A 26,000-nucleotide genomic window follows, 5' to 3' on the forward strand; every position below is an offset into this window, starting at 1 on the left:
CGGTGCCGCACTGGCCGCGTCCGGCGCCGCGCCGGCCGCGGCGCAGCAGCCGGCCGCACCGCAGGGCGGCCTCTACAGCGACGCATCGCCGACCAACGTGCAGGACGCGTACAACGCGCTCAAGACGTACCTGATGCTGTCCGACAAGCGCCACGTCGAGCAGGCGCACCTGACCGACCAGCTCGCCCGCTTCTGGCGCGGCTGGCTCGAGACGAATCGCGGCAACATGCCGCGTGACGAGATGATCAAGAGCGCGGAGCGCATGATCTCGTTCTACCTGGCCCGCGTGAACGACGACGACTGGCCGATGATCGACGCGAACCTCGCGCTCGTCGACCAGACCCGCGAGAACCTGCGCCACGTCGTGCGCGGGATGCCGGCCCGCCAGCGCGTCTATGAGGAAATCAAGGCACGCGCGTCGACCCGCTTCGCGCCGATGACCATCGCGCGCATCGTCGGCGACGGCAACCAGGGGCTCGTGGCCGGCAGCTACGCGATTCCGGGCACGTTCACGCGCGAAGCGTGGTTCGACTACGTGCAGCCGGCGATCCGCGACGCGGCGACCAAGGAACTGCAGGCGAAGGACTGGGTGCTGAACACGTCGACGCAGGACGACCTGACGCTCGAGGGCAGCCCCGAGCAGATCCAGAAGACGCTGGTCGGCATGTACAAGACCGAGTACGCGCAGCACTGGCAGAAGTTCATGCAGGGCATCGCGGTGCAGGGCTTCAGCAGCTTCGGCCAGGCCGTCGACGGGATGAACCGCCTCGGCGACCCGCAGGATTCGCCGATCCGCAAGATCCTCGAGACCGCGTACGACCAGACTTCGTGGGACAACCCGTCGCTCGCGAACGTGACGATCAAGAAGGCGCAGACGGGCGTCGTGAACTGGGTCAAGCAACTGTTCTCGCGCTCGCCGGCCGGCCAGGTGGCGGCCGCCAACATCGACATCAACGGCAATCCGGCCGAGGTGCCGATGGGTCCGATCGGCCAGGAGTTCATCGGGCTCGCGCGGATCGTCGCGTTGCATGACGGCACGTCGATGCTCAAGGGCTACATGGAATCGCTGTCGAAGGTCCGCACGCGCTTCAACGTGATCAAGAACCAGGGCGACCCGGGCCCGGGCGCACGCCAGCTGATGCAGCAGACGCTCGACGGCAACGGGTCGGAACTCGCCGATTCGCTGAAGCTCGTCGACGAGCAGATGCTGACGGGCCTCACCGACTCGCAACGCAAGTCGCTGCGTCCGCTGCTGGTGCGGCCGCTGATGCAGGCGTTCGCGGTCGTGATCCAGCCGGCCAGCGCCGAAGTCAACAAGGTGTGGAACGCGCAGGTCTACCAGCCGTTCCAGAACTCGCTCGCGACGAAGTACCCGTTCGCGGCGAGCGCGAAGGTCGAGGCCGGCGCCGGTGAAATCGCGCAGGTGTTCGGTCCGGACGGCTCGATCGCGAAGTTCGTCGGCACGACGCTCGGGCCGCTCGCGGTGCGCCGCGGCGACACCCTCGCCGCCCGCACGTGGGGCGACATGGGCATCGGCCTCACGCCGGACTTCACGAACGGCTTCGCACGCTGGGTCGCGCCGCTCGCCGGCGGTGCGGCCGGCAGCGCCGCCGCGTCGTCCGAGCCGCAGACGGTGTTCCAGATCCTGCCGCAGCCGAGCACGGGCACGACGGAATACACGATCGCGATCGACGGCCAGCAGCTGCGCTACCGCAACACGCCGCCGCAGTGGACCAACTTCGTGTGGCCGAACCCGCAGGGCTCGCCGGGCGCGACGCTGTCCGCGACGACCTTCGACGGCCGCACGGTGCAGCTCGTCAACGAGCCGGGCCGCTACGGTCTCGAGAAGCTGATCAACTCGGCGCAACGCAAGCGCCGTCCGGACGGCACCTTCGACCTGACGTGGGCGCAAGGCAGCGTGAACGTGTCGGTGACGATGCGCATCATCAGCACGTCGCAACCGTCCGGCGGCGGCGGTGACCAGCCGCAGCAGCAGAGCCTGCGCGGCCTGCAGCTGCCGTCGTCGGTCGCCGACGCGAGCGCGGGCGCCGCGCAGAACGCAACCCAGACCGCCGGCACGGGCACGCCGGCCGCAGCGCCGGCCGTCGCGGCCGCCAACGCAACGCATGCCCAGGGGGCGCAATGACGCAAACCGTACAGGCGCAGATCGCCTACTTCGGCAAGATTCCGTCGCGCGGCGACTTCGTGAAGAGCCCGCACAACCCGCAGTTGCTGCAGACGCTCGACCGCTGGATCGCGCAGGCGCTCGAGCTGCTTGCGGAAGATCCGCGCTGGAAGCTCGTCTACGAGGATGCGAAACCGATGCATTTCGCGTTCCTCGGCTCGCGCAGCAAGCTCGCGATCGCGGGCCACATGGTCGCGAGCCACGACGTGTCGATGCGCCGCTTCCCGTTCCTCGGCGCGACCGCGCTCGAGGTCGACCGGCCGCTCGCGTTCCTCGCGCGCAGCCCGCTCGCGTTCGCGCGGCTGTGGTCGCGCGTCGCCACGCAGATCCCGCCGCTGCTCGGCAAGGACGAGCCGCCCGGCGCGCTGCAGGCGCTCGGCGACACGCAGGTGCCGATCGACGTCGGCGGCCCCGGCACGTCGCATGACGGCACCTTCAACGATTTCGTCGAGCACCAGACGCTGCACGGCCTCCAGGAAATGCTGCTCGAAAGCGGTCATCCGGTGCGGCTGCGCGGCGCGATGCTCGCGCTCGGCTCGCTGCTGCGGCCGGTGATGCAGAGCGGCTCGTCGCACATCGAGCGCGGCCTCACGCTGCCGCTGCCGGTCGATCCGTTCTATCGAAGCCTCGTCGCCGCGTTCTGGCTCGAACTGATCGCGCCGTTCGTCGCGCAGGCCGACTTCGAGCTCGCGATCTTCATCGGCACGATCGCCGAGCGCGAACGGCTCATCATCGGCTTCAACGGCGCGTCGGCGAAGACACTGCTGAGCGTCGTCGACCCGCAGACCTACGCCGCCCACAACATCGACATCGACGATCCCGAGTGGATCGACGCCCATGCGCAAAACGATCACCAGATCAGCAAGCTCGTCAGCTACCTCGACCAACCGCAACTCTCGCTGCGTGTCGCCATCGACGCGTTCCGCGAAGCGTTCATCGGAGGCTGACGGGATGCATCGCACGATTGAAGCCCGGCGCACGCGCTTTTCGGCCGCGCGCTCGCCCGCCGTCGCCGCCCTCCTCGCTGCCGGGCTCTTCGCCAGCGGCGCGGCCTTCGCGCAGAACACCGGCGCGACCGTCACGCCGGTCGGCAACGGCACGGTCGCGACCACCGCGCTGTCCGCGAACCCCGGCGCCGCGCCGGGGACGGCGTCCGGCGCCGTCGTGCACGGCACGGCCGGCACCGCGAACACCGTCACGCCGCCGCCCGCGACCGCGACGCCCGGCCAGGTGGTCGTCGGCGGCAAGGTGCCCGACGAGGCGACCAAGGCCGCCGTGCTGCAGAAGCTGCGCGATACCTACGGCGCGACGAACGTCGTCGACCAGATCGAGGTGGGTGACGTCGCCACGCCGCCGAACTGGAGCGCGAACGTGCAGAAGCTGCTCGGCACGCAGCTCAAGCAGATCAGCAAGGGGCAGCTGAAGATCAACGGCACGCAGATCGAGATGAAGGGCGAGGTGCACAACGAGGCGCAACGCCAGCAGCTCGCGAGCGACATGGCGAACACGCTGAACCCGACGTATACGATCAAGAACGGGCTGCGCGTGTCGGCGTCCGAACAGGGCGTGCTCGACCAGACGCTCGCGAACCGGACGATCGAGTTCGAGACGGGCAGCGCGACGCTCACGCCGCAGGGCAAGCTGATCCTCGACCAGATGGCGGCCGCGCTCGCGAAGATGCAGAACCGCACGGTCGACATCATCGGCCACACCGACAACTCCGGGAACCGCACGTCGAACATCGCGCTGAGCCAGGCGCGCGCGGATTCGGTGAAGGGCTACCTGATCACGAAGAGCATTCCGCCGCAGCAGATGACGACGACGGGCGTCGGGCCGGATCAGCCGATCGCGCCGAACGATACGGCGGATGGGCGGGCGCGGAATCGGCGGATCGAGTTTCGGGTGGGGCAGTAAATTTGCGGAGGGCGGCTCGCGATGAGCCGCCCCGGTGTCACGGGGTGTCAGCGGAACACGATCGTGCGCCGCTGAATGACGTCAATGTTTCGGCGGTGTCCCCTGGTAGCTTTGCGCCCATTGCTGGCTCTGCTTGCTCGCCTGTTCGATCCGTTCGGCGGTGAGATCGTCGCTCTTGCGCTGCTTGTCTTCCTTCGCATAGTCCGTCTTTCCGAACACGTCCTTGTCCCGTGTCCTGAAGTACAGTGACGGCGCGAGCACGTGATCCTGCCAACTCGTCAGCAACGTATCGTGGACGAGCATGTCGAACATCGCCATCACCTCGGACGGAAGCGGGTTCTTCCCCGCATACCCCTGCTCCCAGGCCTTGACCAGCGCCACTTCGTCCTCATTCAGCTCGACGTGGCGAGCAAACGCAGGCGCGAGGATCAGCGGCGTATAGGTCAGCTTGTTGTTGAACGACTGCGTGAAGCGGCGCTGCTGTTGGGCCTCGTATTCCGGCCGCATCTTCTCCCACTTGCCGGTCATCTCCTTCGCTTCCTTGTCGAGGCGCTGCCAGACCGTCGTGTAGTTGCTCGGCGGGACGTCACTCCATAGATCGTTGTAGCGCTTGTCCGCCGCCTGCTTCGCGAGCTTCAGCTTCTGGATCTCCGGCGAGTCCATCCGCTGGCTGCCCATCATCGCCCAGTCAAGCTTCGCCTTTGCGTCGCGCCGGTCGTAATCAGCCTTTTCGACGTCCTTGCGCCACTCGGTCGCCGGGTCGGTCACCGAGTGACGGAATTCCGGATCTTGGTATCGCACGGCGATCCAGCGCAGGAACACCTCCGCATGCGGCAGAAAGTTCACGCCCTGTGTATCCGGAACGACCTTGCGGTACGCGTCGACCAGCGCCTTGATCTTGTATTGCTTGCCTTCGTAGGTGATCGGCGTCGCAATCGAAAAGCGGCTGAATACGTCAGGCCGCCGCTTGGCCAGCGTTTCCATGTCAAGAAGCGCACTCCCGGCCTTGAGCGCTTCGAACAGCATGTCCCTGAGCGGAATGCGCATGAGCTCCGCATTGAAACCCAGCGAGCCATGCAACGAGCCGCCCGCGATATCGCTGCTCGTTCCCGGATAGAGTCGCTGCTCGGCACGCGTCTTCTCCAGGCTGTCGAGGCGCTGGTACATACGCATCTCGTGAGCGGCGGCGAAATGCACACATCGCTGAACGCTTGCGGGCACGGCCAGCGACCGGTCCTTGTAATTCGGCTTGATGGTTCCGAGAAACGGCAGGATGCCGATAATCTCGCCGGCCTCTTCCGACATGATCGACGACACCGCATCCAGCAGGCCGACGAACTTTATTTCCAGCGGTACGCCATTGATCGCAAGATCCTGGTCGTCGCGGCGTTTGTACTTGGTCGCCAGATCGTTGACGAACGTGCGTGCCAGGACGCAACCACGATCCGCGCCAAACACCGATACCTCGATCTTTCGAATCTTCGACGTCTGCCCCTTGACCGCCTCGATCGCCTTTTCCAACTGGTCCTTCGCGGCAACGAGCCGTGAATCGACACCGGTACCGAAATACGCGCTCATGACCTGGGAGTCGCGCACGATCGGTACGTTTTCGATCGCGATTCCCGTAATAACCTGACGAACTGTCGATTGCACGATCTTGAGAGGATTGCGCTTCAAGTCGTTCTTCGCGTTCCGGAACACGGCGATGCCGCCCGCCTTCGTGCGCTCCCAGATCCGCTCCGGCGACGCATCCAGCACGTTCGCGATGCGGCGCGCGGTTCGGGGAATGTTCTGGATGTCTTTCTTGAAGTCGTTGAACGCATTCAGCATCGGCCGAAACGAGAACTCCGAGGCGGACTGCTTGGCTGCCGTCGTCATGCGACCTTTCACGTCCAGTTGCTTGATCGGCTGGTTCACGCGAGCGACCGACTCCCCGACGCCCTTCGCTGCGTCGAGCACCTTCTTGCCGATCATTTTCCCCGCGGCGAGGCCGGCGTTGAGCCAGGCGTTCGACTTGGCATCCGCATTGAGATCCGTCCCGAGACCCGAATAGTAGAGCCGGAACCAGAACTGATTCACGGGACGATCGATGTCCGTGTTGATGCGGTGCGCATCGTAAAGGCGTGAAATGTTCGAGTACAGCCCGCTGTCCGGATCGTCCTCGTCCTTGCTGCGACCGAACGCATCGAAGAACACACCGATACGGATCGTCGCTCCGCACGGCAGACAGTCCCCTTTCGGATAGTTGGCCGTCGCCATCCTGTCGACGGCCATTCGAACACTCTGCGGCGTAGCATCGTCCGGATCGAGTCGAATGGCGTTTCGATCGTTAGCTCCGGCCATGACCATTCTCCTCACGTGGCGGCGGCACCAGCCCCGCTGGAATCGACGGCACCGCGACTGCCTGGAATTGGTTCTGCCCGAGCGCCTTCACAACCGCCGGCGACAGTGCGGCGGCCGCCTTCGCGAATGCGCCCGGCTTCCCCTTGCTCGACTGAATGAGTTTCTGCACCTCCGGGTGCGCGTCGAACCGGGGATTCACCAGCAGCGCGTAATACGCGTATTGCTCGAGGTCGCTCCGATCGGTGAAGCGGTACTTGATCCAGGCTTCCGCAACGGTTCTCGAAATCCGGCGATGCGACTGTGCGTCACTGTCCTCGTACTTCTTGTCGAGCCGCTTGCCGTACCGTTTCGTCAGGTCACGCGACACGTCGACGATCGGCAATCGGCTACTGCCCAGCATCTGACCGGGAAATGCCAATTCGACATGATGATCAGGATAGAAGTGAACCTCGAAAATGCGCGAGCCGATCGAATCCGGCTGCTTGGTCGGCGGGAACGAAACGTCCGCCTCCGCCTGCTGTTTCTTCACCTGCTCACCCGGCCGCCAGTCGTCGGCATCGTAATACGTCCACTGAACCTTGAAATCGGTGCCCTTCAGCAAGTAGCAACAGGCGATGCTGCCCTCGCCTGCCCCAGGTTCGAGATCGCCGCCGCCGCGTGCCTTGTTGCCGAACTGGTCGGTGATCGTGAACCGAACGAGGTTGTACGGCAGGTAATTCAGCGCCTCGGTCGAAATGCTGGTGTAGGTCGGATCGGACTTGCTGCATGCCGCCATCGACACGAACAACAAGCCTGCCGCGGCGACTCGCAACGCCGCGGAGAACCTTCCGCGAGCCGCGCGCGCACCACGTCGGCCTGGAACGATCGCACGGAATTCCGGTGCAGCGTATTGCATGACATCAGGCATAAGCACTCTCTTCACATGGCCGCGGCAGCATGCCGTCAGGACCTGCAGGCACGACGACCAGCTTGATATTTTCGTTCGATGAGTCGAACAGCGGCCTCTTAGGCATCCACGCCGTGCGTGTATCGACCTTGCCGTCGCAAGCGGCAATCGCAGACTTACGCCACACCGCTGCGTTCCTCCAGAAGGCTGCGATCGTAGTCGTCACGAATCGTATTCCACGTCGCGTCATCGATCGTCAACAGCGCATCGTCGAGACTCTTCTCTCCGCAAGACACGGCCACAAGACAAGCCTGCACTGCCGGATGCTCGTCGAATCGGGGGGCGACCTGCACGCCGGTCAATACGTAATACAACGCCTGCTGCTCGTCGACGATCCCGTAGTTGGCCGCGCGTGCCAGTTGCTCGACGACCCGCTCATACAGCTCCACATCCGACAAGTGCTCGACCACCGCCCCCATCGTCTCGCGAAACTTCAGCACGAGCTTGTCCGGATACCCGAGCTCGATCAACCGAGCGTGCTGCTGCTCGCCCAGGCCCGGCGCATCGCCCGCCAGCGCCGCGCCTTCGATCGCCGGCGCCTCATTGCGCCACACGACCTCGTCGAGCCGCCTATCGCGATATCGGATCTCGGTGAACGGCGCAACGAACTGCCGCGCCTGCGCATCGCTCCACACCTGCCGCAGACGTTCGAATACGTGGTTGTCGAAGAAAAACAGGTAGTACGAGCGACCATTGGGCAGCTTGTACTGCACATACCGGCGCAGATGCGCGTCGAGCGCATCGAACGTCCACGTCGACCAAAGCCACGTCACCGCATGCAGGTCGACTGCATCGAGCCACAGCTGACGCAGCAGCCGATGCTGCCCGCCATGCTCGTCGTCGAGCGCGTCGCGCTCGAACGCGATCAGGTACGGCGCGATATCCGTATAGGCATCGAGCCCGGTATCGCCCCAGAGCGACACATAGCGCAGGCCGCGCACCGTCGCGAGCTGCACATCCAGCTCCTGATAGCCGCGCGTATCGACGAGCACATAAAGCCGCATCGCCCTGCCGTCGTCGTCCGCATGCGCCAGCGAAGCCTTCAGTGTTTCCAGGAACGCCGGCCACGCCGGCTCGCGCGGATTCGGCACGGTGTCGACGGCTTCGCCTGGCTCGACGGCGTCGTCCCGATCGACCACATCGCCCGTGTCGTTGACCTCGTCCATCAATCCGCCTCGACCATCGATTCGCGCCCGCTATGCGCGTTCAGCACGCATTGCTTGCACGTGCCGCCCGGCATCGCGGGCAGCGGATACTGCATGCTCGTCGGCCCGCTGAACGGGTGCTGCGCGCCCTTGAAATCGATCTTCCCCGGCGCGTGAATCTCGATGTTGCCGCCCTTGATCCGGATATAGGCGCCGCCCGACGTCAGCAGGACCTCCTGCTTCGCGGCCACATCGACGGCCTCGGTCGCCGCCACCAGCTTCACGCTCTTCTGCGCGGTAAGCTCGATGTTGTCCGCGTGCGCCTGGACCTCGACGTTGCCCTTCGCGGCGAACAGCTTCATTCCGGCGTTCTGCGCGAACAGGCTGATGCGGTCGCGGATGCCGGCGATCAGCGACTTGCCGCTCGTGATGAAGGTGCTTTGACCGCTGACGATATTGGTCTGCCGGTCGCTCGCGAGGTGTACCGACTGCTGCGACGCCATCCCGATCCCCGCCGGACTCGCGAACAGCATCACCGGCTCCTTGAACGCATTCGCGTTCCCCGTCCCGCCGCCGGCGGTCCGGCCGCCCGACGACGCGCCCGCCAAGCTCTCCTGCGTCGCGTCGGTGAACGTCTTCAGCGCGTCTTGACCGTTGCCGAGGCTTTCCGCCTGATGCGCTTCGCTGACCTGCGACAACGATTCGATCAGCCCCTCGGCATTGACGAGCTGCTGTTGCGTCTCGCGCACGTCGAGCGGCTGGCTGTTCGCCTGCTTCGGATGCGTCGTGACGTACAGCCCCTGCCCGGCGCGCACGGCGCCGTATGCATCCGTGCGCAAGTCGAACCCCGAGCCGAGATACGCACCCCGCGTGTTGCCGTTCTGCTCGATCAGGTAGCCGAGATGCAACAGCGAATTCGAACTGCTGCTGAACAGGCGTGCACGGTTCTGGCCGGTCGCGTCGTCGAGCACCATCTCGTTGTGCCCCGACCCCGCATACTCCTTCGACCGGAAGCCCGACAGGATGCCGTCGCTATGCCACTGCGGCCTGGTTGCCCCGTTGTAGACGCGATGCATCACGATCGGCCGGTCGCAGTCCCCGCCGATGTAACCGATCAGCACTTCCTCGCCGACCCGCGGAATATGGACGGCGCCGTAGCCGCCGCCGGTATCCGACTGCACGACTCGCATCCAGCACGACGCGGTTTCGGTGCCCTCGTTCTGCCGATCCCAGACGAACATGACCTTGATGCGGTTCAGCGCGTCCGTATATACCTCTTCGCCCTTCGGCCCGACGACGACGGCCGTCTCGAGCTGCATCACGGGCTTCTTGTGCTCGAACGGGCTGCGATACGGCACCGTCGCACATTGCGCTTCGACCTCGACGAGATAGAACCCGGCCGAACCGTCTTCGTGCCCGACTTCGAACGCGGCCGCCGCACCGTACGCGGCTTTGGCCCGCGCGAGCCGCGCCTGCAGGCTGTGCGGGAAGTTCGCTTCGTGGTCCGACAGCGGCAAGTTGTTCTCGATGTAGCGTGTCACGCCGATCGCCGCGAACTCACGATCGCGCTCCGGATCGCGGTCGTGCTCCGGATGATCGACCAGCGCGAAGCGCCGGCCCGCATCGATCCCGCGTACGCCGCCCACGCCGAAGAAGCGTTTCGCGCGCGACTCCCATTCCTCGAGACGGATCTTCGACAGATGTTCGCCGCGGTCCTGGCCCGGATACGTGTAGGCGCCCGTGTATTCGTAGATTTCCGCCTGATCCGGCAGATCGCCCTGGCCGGCCTTGGTCGGCAGCATCGTGCCGTTCGGATTACCCACGGACGACGGCGACTTGTAGTCGAACGTGCGCGTCGTGTGCAGCGTGCTCTGCAGGGTCCTCGACGCAGCCCATTGCGTAAAACCGGTCGTTTCCGCGCCCGTTCCCGAGCGATCGAAGCCGACGGCCCTCGGCGCCAGCTCGTCGACCGCATGCAGATCGTCGGTAATGACGAGCGTATGCGTCTTGCCGTCGTCGGCATGCCGCCAGAAACCGAACAGCCCTTCGTCCTCCATCAGGCGATGCACGAAGTTCCAGTCGGTTTCGTTCTGGCGGCAGTACGAGCGCGACGGCAGCGGCTTCGACAACGCGAACTGATACCGGCCCTTGGCCTGAGGATGCGCGTCGAACACGTCGGCGAGGATCGCGTCGACGCTCTGATCCTGCCAATACCGCATGTCGCTGCGGAACTTGAGGAAGTACATCCACGACGCAAAGGTGAGCTGGTAGCTCGACAGGCCGCCGTCCGCGCCGAGCCGGCGCGCCGTATGGACATAGCCGTTGATCGGGCGATACGACCGGTCCGCTTGCTGGATCCACAGCGTCATCGGCTGCGCGATCAGCGTCTTGAGTCCGACGTCGCTCGCGGTGGACACGAGATCGAGCGTCACGCTGAAATCGCGCCCCAGTTCGGAACGGGTCATGGCCCGGCGCGGTACGAGCGCATGATCCGGCAACGACGGGATGTCCGTCTTCAGCAGGCGGTCCTGCTGAATCAGGCCGCCGCGAATCGCCTGCGCCAGTTCTGTCGCGTTCATGCGTCACTCACCTTCTTGTTTGCCGCGAACCCGCCGGGGCCCGCGCGCTCAGGAAAGAACTCTTCCCTCACCACACGACGGCGTCCGGGCTCGCGTCATGCGCGCCGCCAGCACATCGTCGCTCACGACTGCTCGTCCGGCCTCACACCGAGCAACTCACGAATATGCGACAGCGAGCCGTCGTCCTTCACGACGCTCTCGAGCCACTTGTGCAGCGGCATGTCGGCCCATTCGGCGGCCTTGTCGGCGAGATACGCGACCGGGCTGTGCGGCTCGGTCTGGCGGAAGTAACGGGCGACCGCGCGCAACTGGTCGACGGCCTGCGCACGGTTCTGGATGCCGGCGATCATCTGCGTCACCGGGGCGCGCGGAACGGGCTGCGGCTGCACGTGAGTGTCCTCCGTCTGGATCGGGTTGCCGAACACCGGCTCGATGCGCTCGGGCTGCGCCTGCTGCGCCGCCTGCGTGTGCGGCGCGCTGCCCGTATAGCCCTGCTCGCGCGCAAAGCGCTCGGCGAGCCGGTACACGGTCTCGAACGCATCGCGCGCCTGCCGGAAGCTCGGCGCCGAATCGCCCGCGCGCTCGACGAGCCGCTCCTCGAACGCATCGAGCGCGAATTCGAACGCCTTCAGGTTCGCGAGCAACGCGGTGTAGAACGCGATCGACGTCACGCGCCGCGACGAATCGATCTGCTCGATCGACGGCTTGCCGCGTGCGATGTCGTCCGCATGTTCGGGGTCGCGCTTGATGGCCTGCGCGACGTGCTGCGCCACTTCCCAGTCGAGCGTGCTGAACGCGTTCGACGCGCCGTCCGTCATCGGCACCGCGCGCAGCAGCTCGGCCGTGCGGCCGGACAGCCACGCGACGTTGCCGAGCCGGTGCTCGGTGTCGCCGTCCTCGGGCAGCGGGTGCACGGTGTCCCAGAAGTCGCGGCACAGGCCCTCGAGCAGCGCATAGCCTTCGGTGAGGCCGGTGATGCCGTCCTCGAGCGCGAGCGCCTCGGTCAGCCACACGGCGAGCCGCAGGTCCTTCGTGCGTGTGCGCAGCAGCTCGCCCGCATGGTCGACCACGAAGCCCCAGTCGGCCTCCTTGATCTCGGTCACCCACTCGCCCTGGTCGAGCGTCGGATCGTCGTAGCGCCGCGCATCCTGGATCGCGTCGAATTCGTTCGAAAACAGCAGGTCGTCGCCGCTGGGCGACGCATCGCTGATCGGCGTCAGCAGCTCGGGGAGATTGATCGGCATGGTTCGGTCAGTTCATCAAATGCTTGCGTTGCACGGCCGCGCTCATTCGACGGTGTACGTGAATTCGCCGGCCTCGTCCGCGCGCACCGCGATGCGCGCGATGGCCTCGCCGTCGGCGATCCGGCCGAGCACGTGGCCCGCGATCTCCGGCAGCAGCGTGCCGTTCAGGATGTGGTCGACGTTGCGGGCGCCCGAATCGACCTCGGTGCAGCGTGCGAGCACCGCCTCGACGAGCGACTCGTCCCATTCGAACGCGGCCTTGTGGTTCGCCTCGATCCGGCGGCGGATCCGCTCGAGCTTCAGCTCGATGATCTCGGCCAGCACGTCGTCGGAAATCGGGTAGTACGGCACGACCTTCATCCGCCCGAGGAACGCGGGCTTGAAGGTCTTGTACAGCTGCGGGCGCAGCGTCTCGGCGAGCGCGTCCGGATCGGGCAGCTCCTCGGCCGGCTTGTTCAGGCACGCCTGCATCACCGCGGACGAACCGACGTTCGACGTCAGGATGATCAGCGTGTTGCGGAAGTCGATCTCGCGGCCTTCCGCATCGTCCATCGCGCCCTTGTCGAACACCTGGAAGAACATCTCGAGCACGTCCGGGTGCGCCTTCTCGACCTCGTCGAGCAGCACGACGGAATACGGGTTGCGGCGCACGGCCTCGGTCAGCACGCCGCCTTCGCCGTAGCCGACGTAGCCCGGCGGCGAGCCCTTCAGGCCCGACACGCTGTGCGCTTCCTGGTACTCGCTCATGTTGATCGTGACCATCTTGCGCTCGCCGCCGTACAGGATGTCGGCCAGCGCGAGCGCCGTCTCGGTCTTGCCGACGCCCGACGGCCCGACGAACATGAACACGCCGCGCGGCTTGTTCGGATCCTCGAGGCTCGCGGTCGCGGTGCGCACGCGCTGCGCGATCGCTTCCAGCGCGTGGTCCTGGCCGATCACGCGCGCGGCGAGCAGCGGCTGCAGGTTCATCACGGTGTCGATCTCGTCCTTCACCATCCGGCCGAGCGGAATGCCCGTCCACGCGGCGACGATCTCGGCCACCACGTGGCCATCGACCTGCAGCGGCACCATCGGCTCGCCGCCCTGCAGTGCGTGCAGCGCCGCGACCCGTTCGGCGAGCGTGTCGCGGGTGGCCTGCACGTCGACCGGCTGGCCGTCTTCCGACGGGCCGCGCGCCTTGTCGAGCGCTTCGCGCAGTTCGGTGATCTCGGCGACGATCACGCGCTCGGCTTCATAGCGCGCTTCGTCCTTCGCCAGTTGTTCGAGCGCCGTGTCGCGCGTGCCGCGCAGCTCGCCGAGCCGCTCGTCGTGCGACGCGCCGCCCGCTGCCTCGCGCTCCAGCGACGCGATCTCCGCGTCGATCCGCTCGATGCGCTTCTTCGTGTCGTCGATCGCCGCCGGCGTCGCGCTGTGCGCGAGCGCGACCTTCGCGCACGCGGTGTCGAGCACGCTGATCGCCTTGTCCGGCAGCTGGCGGCCGCTGATGTAGCGGTGCGACAGACGCACGGCCTCGGTGATCGCGTCGTCGAGGATCCGCACGTTGAAGTGCTTCTCCATCAGGCCGGACATCCCGCGCAGCATCGCGGCCGCGAGCGGCTCGCTCGGCTCCTCGACCTTCACGACCTGGAAGCGCCGCGCGAGCGCCGCATCCTTCTCGAAGTACTTCTTGTATTCGCTCCACGTCGTCGCCGCGATCGTGCGCAGCTCGCCGCGCGCGAGCGCCGGCTTCAGCAGGTTCGCCGCGTCGTTCTGGCCGGCCTGGCCGCCCGCGCCGATGATCGTGTGCGCCTCGTCGATGAACAGGATGATCGGGTGCGCGCTCTTCTTCACCTCGTCGATCACGCTCTTCAGGCGGTTCTCGAACTCGCCCTTCACGCTCGCGCCGGCCTGCAGCAGCCCCATGTCGAGCACGTGCAACGCGACGCCGCGCAGCGGCGGCGGCACGTCGTCGGCCGCGATGCGCAGCGCGAGGCCCTCGACGACCGCGGTTTTGCCGACGCCGGCCTCCCCGGTCATGATCGGGTTGTTCTGGCGGCGGCGCATCAGGATGTCGATCGCCTGGCGAATCTCGGCTTCGCGGCCGATCACCGGGTCGATCTTGCCGTCGCGTGCGCGCTGCGTGAGGTTGGTCGTGTACGTGTCGAGCGCGGGCGTCTTCGACGGGCCGGCCGCAGGGGCGAAGCCGTCGGCGGCCGGCGCGACGTCGCTGCCTTCGTCGTCCGCCTGACGCGGCTCGGCTTCGCTCGAGCCGGCCATGATCTCGTCGAACTTGTGCTTCAGGTCCGTCACGTTCATTTCCGCGAACTGCGACGACATCCGCTGCGCGAACTGCGCGAGATCGGGCGCGGTCAGCAGCGCGAGCAGCAGGTGCCCCGAACGGATGCGGCCGAGCTGCGAGTCGAGCGACGCGATCAGCCAGGCCTGTTCGAACAGCGCGATCAGGTGCACGGAGAACACCGGCGTGCGCGTGTTGCCCGTCTTCAGGCGCGTCAGTTCGCGCTCGAGATCGGCGTGCAGCGCGTGCGGATCGACGCGGCTCGCGCGCAGTGCGAGCGGCAGGTCACCCGTCGCTTCGTCGAGTAGCGCGAGGAACAGATGCTCGAGATCGACCTCGTAGTGGCCGCGCGCCAGGCACGCGCTCGCCGCACGCTCGGTCGCGTGGCGGCACAGCGGGTTCAGTTTCGTGATCAGGGTCTTCAGAGGCGTGCTCATGGCGTCGATCTCAGGTTCGATTGCGTGTTTGTTGTCGTTTGGAATGAGTGAATCAATGAATCACGTGCAGTTCGTAGCGGGCGTCGGAGCGGTCCTCTATCGCGTCGCGCGTGCAGAGGAACGCGTCCCAGCCGAGCCGCGAGCCCGCGCCGAGCACGCTCGCGCCGACCTCGGTGCGCTTGAGTACGAGCTTCACTTCGTATTCGAGCGTGACGCCGGCGAGCAGCGTCAGCATCCGCTCCAGTGCGATGGCGTGCGCGCCGCCGGGCAGGAACGCCTCGTAGTCACGCTTGGACAACGGGCCGACGACGATCCGCGCGCGCATGTCGCGCTGCCATACGCGTTCGCCGACGAGCGCCGTCGCGCCGAGCACCGCGTTGACTTCGCCGAGCACGCTCAGCTGGTCGGGCGGCACGTCGTACCACTTGCCGACGAACTGGTCGATCTTCACCGGCACGCGGAAATAGTCGGACAGCGTGCGCTGCAGGTAGGCGGCCGACATCGGGCGGTGCCGTGCGGCGAGCGCATAGCCGGCCACGGCCTCGTCGAGCACGCCGCCCACGCCGGCCGCGAGGCTGTCGCGCACCTCGTCGCTCGGCACGCCCGCGATCGCGAGCAGCAGCGGCAGATAGCGCTCGTCGCGGTCGAGCTCGTAATGGAACGGCAGCCGGTATTTCTTCCACGCGGCATAGAACAGCGCGGTCGCGCGGTTCGAGAACACGTCGAAGAAGGCACGCGCCGCATGGTCGCGCTTCAGGTGCTCGCGCGCGACGATCTGCTCGGTGTAATGCAGCGGCAGCGCGCCCTGCCCGCCCAGCAGCCCGAAGAACGCGGGCGTCAGCTCGACGTGGCCGAGCTCACCGGCCGCGAGCGCGGCGCCGCGCGCCTCGCCCGTGTCGAGGTGGGTGCCGTCGTCGCCGAACGAACGCGCGCCTTCGATCTCGCTCGGCGGAAAGCCGAGCGACAGCGTGTTGCGGAATTCGATGCGCTGCGCGACCACGTCGCCCTGCCGCCACGCGCCGGGCGCGTCCGACGCCTGCCGCGCGAACAGCCCTTCGAGCACGCGCACCGCCTGGAAGAACTCGAAGCGGTGCGGTTCGTCGAGCAGCGCGTCGACTACGCCAGGATCGATTCGCCGGTCCGGGGCTTGCATCGGATGATCTCCTCGCCGGTGCGCTTCGACACGACGACTAGTTGAACGAAACTGTTGAGGTGCACGTACAGCCCGAAGAAGCTGTCGAGCACGCGCACGAACGAGGCCAGGCTCGCGCCGACGAAGTGTTCCTCGTCGATCGTCAGGCGGATCTCGATGCCGCGCACGAAGGTCGCGAACGGCTTGCCGGGCAGCCACTGCACGGCGCCGCGCTGCTCGATGCCGGCCAGGCCGTCGATCTGGCGCATCGACACGGCGGTGCGCCGCAGGTCGTACAGCGTCAGCATTTCCTTCAGCGGCGCGAGGCCATGCGCGACCAGCGACACGTGATTGAGCGCGAGGTGCGACACGAGCCGCCAGTGCGCGGCGCGGCCGCGCTCGAAGCGCACGCTCTGCGTCGGGCGGCGCAGCAGTGAAATGCCGCTCGTCTGCGCGCCGCCTTCCTGGAACAGGTCGCCGCCTTCGAGCCCGAACGCGAGCATCGCCGGCAGGTCGCGGTTCGTGCAGGTGAGGTCGAGGCTCAGCGTGTCGGTCTGCGGCGACGTCGGCTCGAAATCGATGTCGACGATCGAGATCTCGGTTTCGTAGCCGGGGCTCTTCTGCGCGACCCAGTCGTTGCGGCGCGCGAACCAGTAATGGCCGATCCGCGCCGATTCGCCGTGATGCAGCGAATAGAAGGGCCGGAACTCGATCACCGATTCCTCGTGTGCCTGCTGCCTCACGAGCTTCACCGAATCGATCGAATACACCTCGTACGCGAACGCGCGCCGCGCCTCGGCGATCACCGGATAGGACACCGCGCGGTGCGTGATGCGGATCGGTTCGCCGTGCTGGCGGAACAGGTTGACGATCGGCGTGCAAAACAGCCGGAAGTGGCTCGCCGTCAGCAGTTCGAGCAGCCGCGCGACATGCGAATCGCTGCGCACGTCCTGCAGCACGAGATGCAGCGTCGCGCGCTGGCAGCGGCCGCTCGCGCGCGCGATCGCCGCGATGTCGAAGTCGACGAAATCGAACTTGTCGGGGAACGCGAAGTATTCGGTGAGCAGCCGATACGCGGGATGCGATTTCGCCGGATAGTCGATCAGCGCGTCGTCCTCGTCGAAGCCGGCGTGCGCGATCGGCAGCTTGCGCAGTGCGGTCCAGCGGCCGTTGCGTTCGGGCTCGACATACGCGCCGAGCACGTTGACGAACAGGCAGTCGGTCAGCGCGGCGACGAACGACTGTTCGCCGTGCAGGTGCGCGCGCAGCGTCGGCAGCTTCAGCGCGCCGAGATCGAGCTGCGCGGCGAGCGATTCGAACGTGATCGAGATCACGCCCGTCGCGTTCGACGGCAGCACCGTCGCGCTCGGCGCGAGCGCGACCGGCGTAAAGCGGGCTTCCGAGATGCGGATCGGCGCGAGCGTCACGTCATAGGCGGTGCGGAACCGGCACTGCACGCCGCGGATCGGGCGGCTCTTCAGCTCGGTGCCGCGATCGATCACGACCGGTTCGGTCTGCTGGCCGGGCGACGCCGGCGTGAACTGCGCGATCGAGCATGACGGGAACGGCCGCAGGTAGTGCGGATACAGCACTTCCAGCAGCGCTTCGGTGAATTCCGGGTAATCGTCGTCGAGCTTCTTGTTGATGCGCGCGCCGAGCAGCGCGAACGACTCGATCATCCGCTCGACGTGCGGATCCTCGCAATGCTCGCCCGACAGCGCGAGCCGCGCCGCGATCTTCGGATAGCGTTCGGCGAAATCTCGCGAATAGCGCCGCAAAAACGATAATTCGCGCTCGTAATACGGCAGCAATTCTTCCATCGACGACCCCGAACCTCAATATTTCCTGCCGGACCCTGATCCACCACCGGGCGGTCCGGCCCGCTCGGCGGCTTGATTTACTGCATTCTTGCGGCGCGTGCGCGCGTGACCGAATACTGCAGCGTCGAGGGCTGCAGCATCGCGTCGAAACTCACCGGCTCCTCGGCCGGGTGCACGACGAGCAGCGCCTGGATCGCGAAGTAAAGCGCGTTGGTGGCCTGCTCGTTCAGCTCGAACGTCACCTGCACCTGCTGCAGGCGCGGCTCGTGGCGTGCGATGGCCTGCTGGATCGACTTGCAGATGAACGCGCGATCGTAGTGACTTGCCAGGCTCAGCCCAGCGAAATCGTTCAGCCCGTAGGTCAGCACCGACTTCTGGCACTCCGGCAGCGTGGCCAGCTCGTTCTCGGTGTGGGCAATACGGGTGTTGAGGATCGCCTCGACGTCGCGGGCGACCGTGTTCTTGAGCTCGTCCAGCGACAATTGCCGCATCGCTGCCGAGGCCGGCAGGTGCGGTTCGTCGTCGAACAGCTTGTCGAGAAAACTGGGTTCGAATCGTTTCATTAGGGCCTGTTCCCGCTCATAACGGGCTTGCGAACGTGCGTTGCCGGTCGTAGTGCAAGGAGAGAGGAGCGCCGTTTGGCCGCGCCAAACAAGCAACGATCGACGCCGCAATACGGCCGGCAACGTACGTTCCCCTGATTAAAAAACATTCGCCGGGCTGGCCGCCAGAAGGGCCGATCGCGGCGTCATGCTCCTTGCGAATACGTTCGGTATTCGCAGCGTCCCATTCCTTGCGCTCGGCCCTTCTGGCGGCCAGCGCAAGCCCGTCATGAGCGGGAACAGGCCCTGATTCACAGCGAAAACGGCAACGGGGACGCCGAGCGCCCCGTTGCCGCAACCGACCTTAGACCGCGTAGGTCTTGTCGTTCTTCGTCAGACTCCAGGCGCCTTGCGTGTTGCCGCCCTGGTTGCCGCCGATCTTCTGCTGGGTTTGCTTCCACTGCACAGCTGCGTACTTCAGCGAGAACGTCTCGAGCGGCAGACCTTCTTCGCGAACGCTCGGGGCGATGCTCGAGATGATCACGTACTTGAGCTTGACTTCCAGATACTGCACGCGCTTGCCTTCACCGTCAGCGCGCGAGAAATGGACCGTCACCTCGTCGAACGTGGTGCCGCCCGAAGCGTGTTGGTACAGCAGCGGGCTCGACGAATCGATTTCCTTCGTGAAGATCATGTCGCCGTGTTCGCAACGCGTCATCGTGTGACCGCCAGCGGTCGATGCGGTTGCCGAACGCGGCTGAACGATCGAGTGATCCCACGATTTCAGCTCGATCCAGCCCTGGTGGTCCTTGTCCGCGGATTCGCCCTTCACCGCGGGACTACCAAACTGCAAGTGCATATGTAACATGGCCCTTCGACTCCCCAAAGAGGTGGTTTTAACGTCCTACCCAGGCGGCCCGCCCGGGCGATTTACTCGCTTATGAATTTGCCGGTTTGGGCAGATCAGCGACAAGTCGCAGAGAAATCGAGAGTTCGTCGAGCTGGAAGTGCGGGCGCAGGAAGGCGACCGAACGATACGAGCCCGGCTTGCCCGGAATCTCCGACACTTGTATGGATGCCTCGCGCAGCGGAAATTGCGCTTTCTGTTCCTGCGAGGCGTTGTCGTCGAGCAGGACGTACTGCGAAATCCACCGGTTGAGGAAAGTCTCCACGTTCTGCGCCGATGCGAAGCTGCCGATCTTGTCCCGCATCATCGCCTTCAGGTAGTGCGCGACGCGCGATACCGAGAAGATGTACTGAAGCTGGGCGGACAGGACGGCGTTCGCATTCGCGCTGTCGGTGCTGTATTTCTTGGGTTTCTGCACCGACTGCGCAGCGAAGAACGCGGCGTAATCTGAGTTCTTGCAATGGACGAGCGGGATGAAGCCGAGGTCGCTCAGCTCCTTCTCGCGGCGATCGGTGATCGCGATTTCGGTCGGGCACTTCAGCGCGACTTCACCGTCGTCGGTCTTGAACGTGTGGGTCGGCAGGTCCTCGACGAGGCCGCCGCCTTCGACGCCGCGGATCGCCGCGCACCAGCCGAAGTCGTCGAATGCGGCCGTCAGGCGCGCAGCGAACGCCCACGCGGCGTTGCACCACAGGTACTTGTCGTGGTCGGTGCCGTCGACATCCTCGACGAAGTTGAAATTCTCCGCGGTCTGGCCGTCCTTCGGATTGAACGGCAGGCGGCCGAGGAAGCGCGGCAGCGTCAGGCCGACGTAGCGCGAATCTTCGGCGTCGCGGAACGACTTCCACTTCGCATATTCGACCGTATCGAACACCTTGCCCAGGTCGCGCGGCTTGCCGAGATCGGAGAACGACTCGAGGCCGAGCAGTTCGGGCGACGCCGACGCGATGAACGGCGCATGCGCGGCGGCCGCGACGTGCGACATCTGCTCGATGAAGTACATGTCTTCCGGCTGGCGCGAGATCTCGTAATCGCCGATCAGCGCACCGAACGGCGAGCCGCCGAACGTGCCGAATTCTTCTTCGTAGACCTTCTTGAACAGCGCGCTCTGGTCGAACTCGCTCGCGCCCTTGAAATCGCGCACGAGGTCGCGCTTCGGTGCGTGCAGCGCCTTGATCTTGATCGTCTGGCCGGTGTTGCTTTCCTTGACCAGGTAGTCCATCCCGCGCCACGTGCTTTCGAGGCGCTGGAATTCCGGCGCGTGCATCACCGCGGAAAGCTGCGTGGAAATCAGGCGGTCCAGTTCCGCGACGCGCGCGTCGATCGTGGCCGACAGGTTGTCCGACACGATCACCGTGCCGTCGAGCACCTGGTGCACGAGTTCGCCGATCAGGTCCTTCGCACGCGCATGCTCGGAATCGGATTTCGCGACCTTGCTCTTCTCGACGATGTCGTCGAGCAACGAAGTCCCGGCGGCGTAGTCCGCGCCGCTCGCTTGGGCCGCAGCCGTTTGCTGGTTCATCTCAACACTCCGTCGTCATTCGCCGTCTTTGTCGCTGCCCGTGCCCTTCGCGAGCTCCTGCAGCTGCTGCGTGTTCTTCAGCACCTCGGACAGCAGATCCTCGAGCTTGTCGTTGCCGGCGAGCTTGTTGCGCAGGTCGGCGAGCTTCGAGCGCGCCTCGAGCAGGCGGCGCAGCGGCTCGACCTGTTCGACGACTTCGTCCGGACTGAAATCCGACAGCGAGCGGAACTTCAGGTCGACCGCGAACTTGCCGCCTTCCGGGCTCAGGCGGTTTTCCACCTGGAACGCGGCACGCGGCTCGATCGCCTTCATCACGTCGTCGAAATTGTCGCGATCGATGTTGACGAATTTACGGTCGCGCAGCTTCGGCTGCTCGATTTCGGACTGGCCCGCCAGATCGCCGACGACCCCGACGACGAACGGCAGTTCCTTCACCTCGATCGCATCGCCCTTCTCGACCTCGTAGGTCAATTGGACGCGCGGCGGCCGTATTTTCTGCAAGCTTTTCTGAATGCTTTCTTTCTTGGCCATCTCGACGGCTCCCAGGTTAGTTGTGGTTATCGCGTCAGTGTTGCGGTCAGTTGCGCAGTGCGCCGAACGGGTCCGCGCCGCCCTTCTGCGGCGTGGCGGGCGGCGTCGGCGTGCTGGTCGCCGCTGCTTCGGCCGCCGGTGCAGCGCCGGCCTTCGGACGATGGACGACACGGCGCGGTTGGCGCGGCTTCACGACCTTCGTTTCCGGCGGGAACAGCGCCGATTCGCCCAGCGTATCGCGCAGCTGCTTCGCGAGCGCCTGTGCATCCGACTTCGCGTCACCCGCGAGCGACGAATCCTGGCGCAGCTCGCCGAGCGACTGCGTCGCGATCCGCAGGCCGGCCACGGCCAGCACGCTCTTCGCCTGACGGTCGGTCGCGTCGCGCTGCAGCGCTTCCTGCGCGGCAACGATTGCCTGACCGTAATGGTTCTGGGCGAACTGGATTTGCGCGATGCGCGACCACGGCTCTTCGCGCGTCGGATCCGACTTCGCGAGCTGCTGATACAGGCCGAGGGCCTTGTCCTGATCCCCTGCCTTCGCAACTGCGTCCGCATCCGCCAGCGACTTGTTGAACACGTCGGCGGTCGGCGGCGCGGGAGGCTGGCTCGCACAACCGGCGATCACGCCGCAAGCCACTACTACCCCAGACAGTTTTGCGAAGAGACGGTCTTTCATCGTTATATCCACCGGCGCGTGAGTTTTAAATCGTTGAGAATCTGGTTCTTTTGCTTTGCAAGAAGCGCGCGGGTATAGTACCGATCAATTTTTCATAATTCAATCGTCGTGTGAAGAGTAATTCCTTTTAAAACCGGGCGCTACCCCCTCCAATGGCCTCTCGCAGCGGGCTCGCAGCGATTTTTCTTTCGGCCGGGACGGGCAAGTTTTACTGGTTTCGCGACGCGCCGCCCGGACGGCGGCAAAATTTTCCGGGCGCCTGCCTCGACGCGGGCGTGCTTAATAGTTGAACAGTGCAATGCCGGGGATACGCAGCAAACGCGGAAATACCCGGCAGATTTGACAGGGATAAAAGGCAGCCCGCCGGAAACACGATGAGATCGTTGATGATTCGCTACGCGCTGCCACTGGTTGCCTGCGCCCTTCTGGCCGGATGCGCGGCCGCCCCGCTGCTCGGCTCGGCCGCGAGCGCCGTGATGTCCGCGGCCGGCATCGGCAAGCCCGAGGTGCCCGACGCGCAGAAGCCGCCGCGCAACCTCGGCATCACCCTCGCCGCCGCGCCGAACCTCAATGCCGCGACCGACCACAAGCCGCTCGCGCTCGTCGTGCGGCTCTATACGCTGAAGGACCCGACGTCGTTCCAGCAGGCGCCGTTCGACGCATTCACGGATCCGACCAAGGAAAAGGCCGCATTGGGTGCCGATTTGCTCAACGTGCGTGAAATCACGCTGATTCCGGGCCAGCGCTATACGGCGACCGAGAAGGTTTCGCGCGAAGCGCAGGCATTCGGCATCGTCGCGCTGTTCCGCGATCCCGCACTGCAACGATGGAAACTGACGTTCGACCCGGTGAAGTCGGAGAAATCCGGCATAATCATCGGCCTGCATAATTGCGCGATGACGGTCACCGACGGCACTGTCATCGCACCGCAACAGGGTGCGCCTTCACAACCGCTGAATTTGCTTTCTTCGGTCTCCTGCGGTTAAACAATGACGCACGAATGTCAATTAACAAGAGTTAACAATTGGCGATTTAATTCGGGCACGAACAAATCGATTACATCGCAACGCGACATTAACCGGATTTGACATGAGTTATTCGGCCAAGGTGCTGTGGGGGGAAGGGCTGTTCCTCCGGCCTCAACACTTTCAGCGACAGGACGCGTACCACGAAGCGCGCCTGTTCGAATCGATCCAGGCGATCCAGCCGTACAACTGGGGCGTGCGCTCGGTGCGCATCGACCGCGATGCGCTCGGCAGCAACGTGCTGCGGGTGGCCGAGCTTGCGCTCGTGTTCCCGGACGGCGCGCTGTATGCCGCGCCGCAGGCCGACGACCTGCCGCCGCCGATCGCGCTGGACACGCTGCCTGACGGCATCAACGAATTCGTGTTCTATCTCGCGCTGCACCCGCTGCGCGAGAACGGCACCAACTACAGCGACGATCCGGCCGCCGGCTTCATGACGCGCTTCGTCAGCGAGCAGACGAGCGTCGGCGACAACTTCACCGACGCCGCCGAAGCCGACATCACGTTCCTGAAGACGCAGGTCAAGCTGATCGCGCACAGCGAACCGCGCGACCAGCTGCTGTCGGTGCCGCTCGTGCGCGTGCGCCGCACCGCGACGTCCGGTTTCGAGATCGACGACAGCTTCGTGCCGCCGTGCCTCGCGATCGACGCGTCGCCGATCCTCCACCAGCGGCTGCGCCAGCTCGTCGACGCGCTGCAGGCGAAGGTGAACGCGCTGTACGGCTTCCACCGCGAGCCGTCGAAGAACATCATCGAGTTCCGCTCGGGCGACATCGCGTCGTTCTGGCTGCTGCACACCGCGAACGCCGCGTTCGCGACGCTCGCACACCTGCACCAGCATTCGGCGCTGCACCCGGAGCGGCTGTTCCAGGAACTGCTGCGCCTCGCAGGCCAGCTGATGACGTTCTCGAAGGGCTATACGCTCGCGGACCTGCCGGTGTACCGCCATGACGACCCGGGCCCGAGCTTCGCGCGTCTCGACCTGATGCTGCGCGAGCTGCTCGATACCGTGATCTCGACGCGCTACTTCGCGATCACGCTCGACGAGGTGCGCCCGTCGTTCCACCTCGGCCGCCTCGATTCCGGCAAGATCGACGACAAGACCGAGTTCTACCTGGCGGTGTCCGCGGACATGCCGAGCGTCGAGCTCGTCGATGCGGTGCCGGCCCGCTTCAAGGTCGGCGCGCCCGACGACGTCGACAAGCTCGTGCTGTCGGCAATGCCCGGCGTGCGGCTCTCGTACACGCCGCAGGTGCCGCCCGCGATTCCGGTGCGCCCCGGCGCATGCTACTTCGCGCTCGATTCGCGTAGCCCGCTGTACGAGCGCATGCTGCAGGCCCAGTCCGCGATGATCTACGCGCCGACTGGCATCAATGACCTGAAATTCGAACTGATCGCGGTCACATCATGAGCTACGCGCCTTCCCTGTTCGGCGACAACGCGCCGGCACCCCTGCATACGCCGGCATCGACCGACGCCTCGTTCCAGGCCCGTTCGCTGCTCGACCTGCTGTACGACGGGTTCTTCATGCTGTTCCTGCTCAAGAACGGGCGGGAGCCAGAGAGCGCGGGCGAGTTCAGCACGCGCATCCAGGAATTCCTGTCGGACTTCGAGCGCGGCGCGAAGAAGCTGAATATCGCCGCTGAAGACGTGTACGGCGCGAAGTTCGCGTTCTGCGCGGCGATCGACGAGATGGTGCTGTCGTCGCAGTTCAAGATCCGCACGGAGTGGGAACGCCGGCCGCTGCAGCTCGTGCTGTTCGGCGAGCAGCTCGCGGGCGAGAAGTTTTTTCAGTATCTCGAGGATTGCCGCGCGCAGGGTGCGGCGCGGCTGCAGTCGCTCGAGGTGTTTCATATGTGCCTGCTGCTCGGGTTCCAGGGGAAGTATCTGCTCGAGGGGCCGGAGAAGCTGGCTTATCTGACTGCGCGGCTGGGCGACGAGATCGCGCATATGAAGGGCAAGCGGGCCGCGTTTGCGCCGCATTGGCCGCTGCCGGATCAGATCGCGCATCGACTCCAGCGTGAAGTGCCGGTTTGGGCGATCGGGGCGGTTTTTGCGCTGGTTGCGCTGCTTGGGTATCTCGGGCTCAACACGTATCTCAAGGACAAGACGCTGCAGGCGCTGGCGCCTTATTCCCAAGTCATCAAGGTCGGGCCGGAGTCGGCTAATTTGACGATTTCGTTGCCTTGAGGGGTGGGCTTCGCTCCAGCGTTGATGCTTCATGAAAAAAGGACCGCTTGGCGGTCCTTTTTTTGTTGTGGTGTGCTCGCGGTGTGACGTCAGAACAGGATGAACGCGTCGTTGTCGACGTAGAACACGAACGCGTCGAACAACTGAGCGAGCGTCGGTTCGTCGATCTGGTCGTGCGCGTTGATCACGATGTCCTCGATCATCGCGCTGTCCAGCGTCACGTGCAAGCCAGGCTGCCGGGCGATGGCCGGCACGGCTTCGTCTTCAGCGTCTTTGGTGTCTTCGAAGAATGCACCTTCCGTGTCGAGCGTCCACGGCATCGGCGGGAGATAGAGCCATCCGGAGAAATCGCCCGGGCGTTCGAGAATGTGTTTCAGCGACACGACGGTCGCGGGGGTGGTCGACATGGGGTATTGCGGTTGTAACTGAACGGAAGTCAATGCGCTGAAACTGCGACGCAGCGAACCTGTCCGCATTTTTGTGGGCGAGGCGGTTGAACAGCACGTTATCCGCGCGCCTGCATAAATCGCTCTCCGAACAGGATAGCAAACTGGTTCATCGCTGATTTCCAGTCGAAGGCGGACCGC

Annotated in this window: 20 protein-coding genes; 6 read left to right on the forward strand and 14 right to left on the reverse strand. The window is 65.3% G+C overall.

Translation table 11 applies throughout. From position 1 onward, the window contains the following. From G3N96_RS28930 to G3N96_RS28940, 3 genes are all read left to right on the forward strand, one after another. Window positions 1-2,146 (forward strand): ImcF-related family protein (locus tag G3N96_RS28930; protein ID WP_277399462.1); only part of this gene is annotated, 2,146 nt, incomplete at its 5' end. Then, entirely contained in the window at window positions 2,143-3,132 is a 990-nt protein-coding gene (gene tagF / locus G3N96_RS28935) for a type VI secretion system-associated protein TagF (protein ID WP_124584644.1), read from the forward strand. The genes G3N96_RS28930 and tagF, both read left to right, overlap by 4 nt. Window positions 3,133-3,136: 4 nt before the next feature. Beyond that, on the forward strand, window positions 3,137-4,099 hold the full coding sequence (locus G3N96_RS28940; protein WP_206139302.1) for an OmpA family protein: 963 nt from the start codon (window positions 3,137-3,139) through the stop codon (window positions 4,097-4,099). Window positions 4,100-4,180: 81 nt separating this feature from the next. Here G3N96_RS28940 and G3N96_RS28945 read toward each other — a convergent pair whose 3' ends face one another. From G3N96_RS28945 to G3N96_RS29005, 13 genes are all read right to left on the reverse strand, one after another. After that, the gene (locus G3N96_RS28945) at window positions 4,181-6,442 is read right to left on the reverse strand and encodes a DUF2235 domain-containing protein (protein ID WP_206139303.1); all 2,262 of its coding nucleotides are present in this window, start codon (window positions 6,440-6,442) and stop codon (window positions 4,181-4,183) included. Beyond that, window positions 6,429-7,349, reverse strand: a complete 921-nt coding sequence (locus G3N96_RS28950) for a DUF3304 domain-containing protein (RefSeq protein ID WP_206139304.1) — start codon at window positions 7,347-7,349, stop codon at window positions 6,429-6,431. The genes G3N96_RS28945 and G3N96_RS28950 overlap by 14 nt, the downstream gene beginning before the upstream one ends. Window positions 7,350-7,504: 155 nt before the next feature. After that, a complete protein-coding gene (locus tag G3N96_RS28955; RefSeq protein ID WP_206139305.1) occupies window positions 7,505-8,554 on the reverse strand; it encodes a DUF4123 domain-containing protein in 1,050 nt (349 codons plus the stop codon). Next, on the reverse strand, window positions 8,554-11,112 hold the full coding sequence (locus tag G3N96_RS28960; protein WP_206139306.1) for a type VI secretion system Vgr family protein: 2,559 nt from the start codon (window positions 11,110-11,112) through the stop codon (window positions 8,554-8,556). Before G3N96_RS28960 ends, G3N96_RS28955 begins: the two co-directional genes overlap by 1 nt. 122 nt (window positions 11,113-11,234) lie before the next feature. Beyond that, window positions 11,235-12,356 (reverse strand): type VI secretion system protein TssA, encoded by a 1,122-nt coding sequence (gene tssA, locus G3N96_RS28965; RefSeq protein ID WP_206139307.1) that lies wholly within the window; start codon window positions 12,354-12,356, stop codon window positions 11,235-11,237. Window positions 12,357-12,398: 42 nt separating this feature from the next. Next, window positions 12,399-15,068: a type VI secretion system ATPase TssH gene (gene tssH, locus G3N96_RS28970; RefSeq protein ID WP_206139308.1), complete on the reverse strand. Its 2,670-nt coding sequence runs from the start codon at window positions 15,066-15,068 to the stop codon at window positions 12,399-12,401. A gap of 52 nt (window positions 15,069-15,120) precedes the next feature. Next, window positions 15,121-16,221, reverse strand: coding sequence for a type VI secretion system baseplate subunit TssG (gene tssG, locus G3N96_RS28975; RefSeq protein ID WP_124584628.1), 1,101 nt, complete (start codon window positions 16,219-16,221; stop codon window positions 15,121-15,123). Further along, window positions 16,185-18,020, reverse strand: coding sequence for a type VI secretion system baseplate subunit TssF (tssF, locus tag G3N96_RS28980; protein WP_089455487.1), 1,836 nt, complete (start codon window positions 18,018-18,020; stop codon window positions 16,185-16,187). Before tssF ends, tssG begins: the two co-directional genes overlap by 37 nt. A gap of 77 nt (window positions 18,021-18,097) precedes the next feature. Further along, window positions 18,098-18,583: a type VI secretion system baseplate subunit TssE gene (tssE, locus tag G3N96_RS28985; protein WP_021161818.1), complete on the reverse strand. Its 486-nt coding sequence runs from the start codon at window positions 18,581-18,583 to the stop codon at window positions 18,098-18,100. A 343-nt stretch (window positions 18,584-18,926) separates the two neighbouring features. Next, window positions 18,927-19,430: a type VI secretion system tube protein Hcp gene (locus G3N96_RS28990; RefSeq protein WP_006477093.1), complete on the reverse strand. Its 504-nt coding sequence runs from the start codon at window positions 19,428-19,430 to the stop codon at window positions 18,927-18,929. Window positions 19,431-19,500: 70 nt separating this feature from the next. Beyond that, complete coding sequence (gene tssC / locus G3N96_RS28995) at window positions 19,501-20,991, reverse strand: type VI secretion system contractile sheath large subunit (RefSeq protein ID WP_011350759.1); 1,491 nt, start codon at window positions 20,989-20,991, stop codon at window positions 19,501-19,503. A gap of 15 nt (window positions 20,992-21,006) precedes the next feature. Next, window positions 21,007-21,522 (reverse strand): type VI secretion system contractile sheath small subunit, encoded by a 516-nt coding sequence (gene tssB / locus G3N96_RS29000; protein ID WP_027783377.1) that lies wholly within the window; start codon window positions 21,520-21,522, stop codon window positions 21,007-21,009. Between the two features lie 46 nt (window positions 21,523-21,568). Further along, a complete protein-coding gene (locus G3N96_RS29005; RefSeq protein ID WP_089439098.1) occupies window positions 21,569-22,198 on the reverse strand; it encodes a tetratricopeptide repeat protein in 630 nt (209 codons plus the stop codon). A gap of 374 nt (window positions 22,199-22,572) precedes the next feature. Here G3N96_RS29005 and tssJ point away from each other — a divergent pair, with 374 nt between their 5' ends. The 3 genes from tssJ (at window position 22,573) to icmH (ending at window position 25,413) form a co-directional block, all read left to right on the forward strand. Further along, a complete protein-coding gene (gene tssJ, locus G3N96_RS29010) occupies window positions 22,573-23,184 on the forward strand; it encodes a type VI secretion system lipoprotein TssJ (protein ID WP_089424355.1) in 612 nt (203 codons plus the stop codon). Window positions 23,185-23,287: 103 nt separating this feature from the next. After that, the gene (gene tssK / locus G3N96_RS29015; protein ID WP_039352024.1) at window positions 23,288-24,634 is read left to right on the forward strand and encodes a type VI secretion system baseplate subunit TssK; all 1,347 of its coding nucleotides are present in this window, start codon (window positions 23,288-23,290) and stop codon (window positions 24,632-24,634) included. Further along, window positions 24,631-25,413 (forward strand): type IVB secretion system protein IcmH/DotU, encoded by a 783-nt coding sequence (gene icmH, locus G3N96_RS29020; protein WP_206139309.1) that lies wholly within the window; start codon window positions 24,631-24,633, stop codon window positions 25,411-25,413. Before tssK ends, icmH begins: the two co-directional genes overlap by 4 nt. Window positions 25,414-25,502: 89 nt before the next feature. On the opposite strand, the gene G3N96_RS29025 is transcribed toward icmH, so the two are convergent. After that, on the reverse strand, window positions 25,503-25,820 hold the full coding sequence (locus G3N96_RS29025) for a hypothetical protein (RefSeq protein ID WP_206139310.1): 318 nt from the start codon (window positions 25,818-25,820) through the stop codon (window positions 25,503-25,505). Window positions 25,821-26,000 lie beyond the last annotated feature (180 nt).

It is taken from the genome of Burkholderia sp. Se-20373, assembly GCF_017104705.1.
Taxonomy (GTDB): domain Bacteria; phylum Pseudomonadota; class Gammaproteobacteria; order Burkholderiales; family Burkholderiaceae; genus Burkholderia.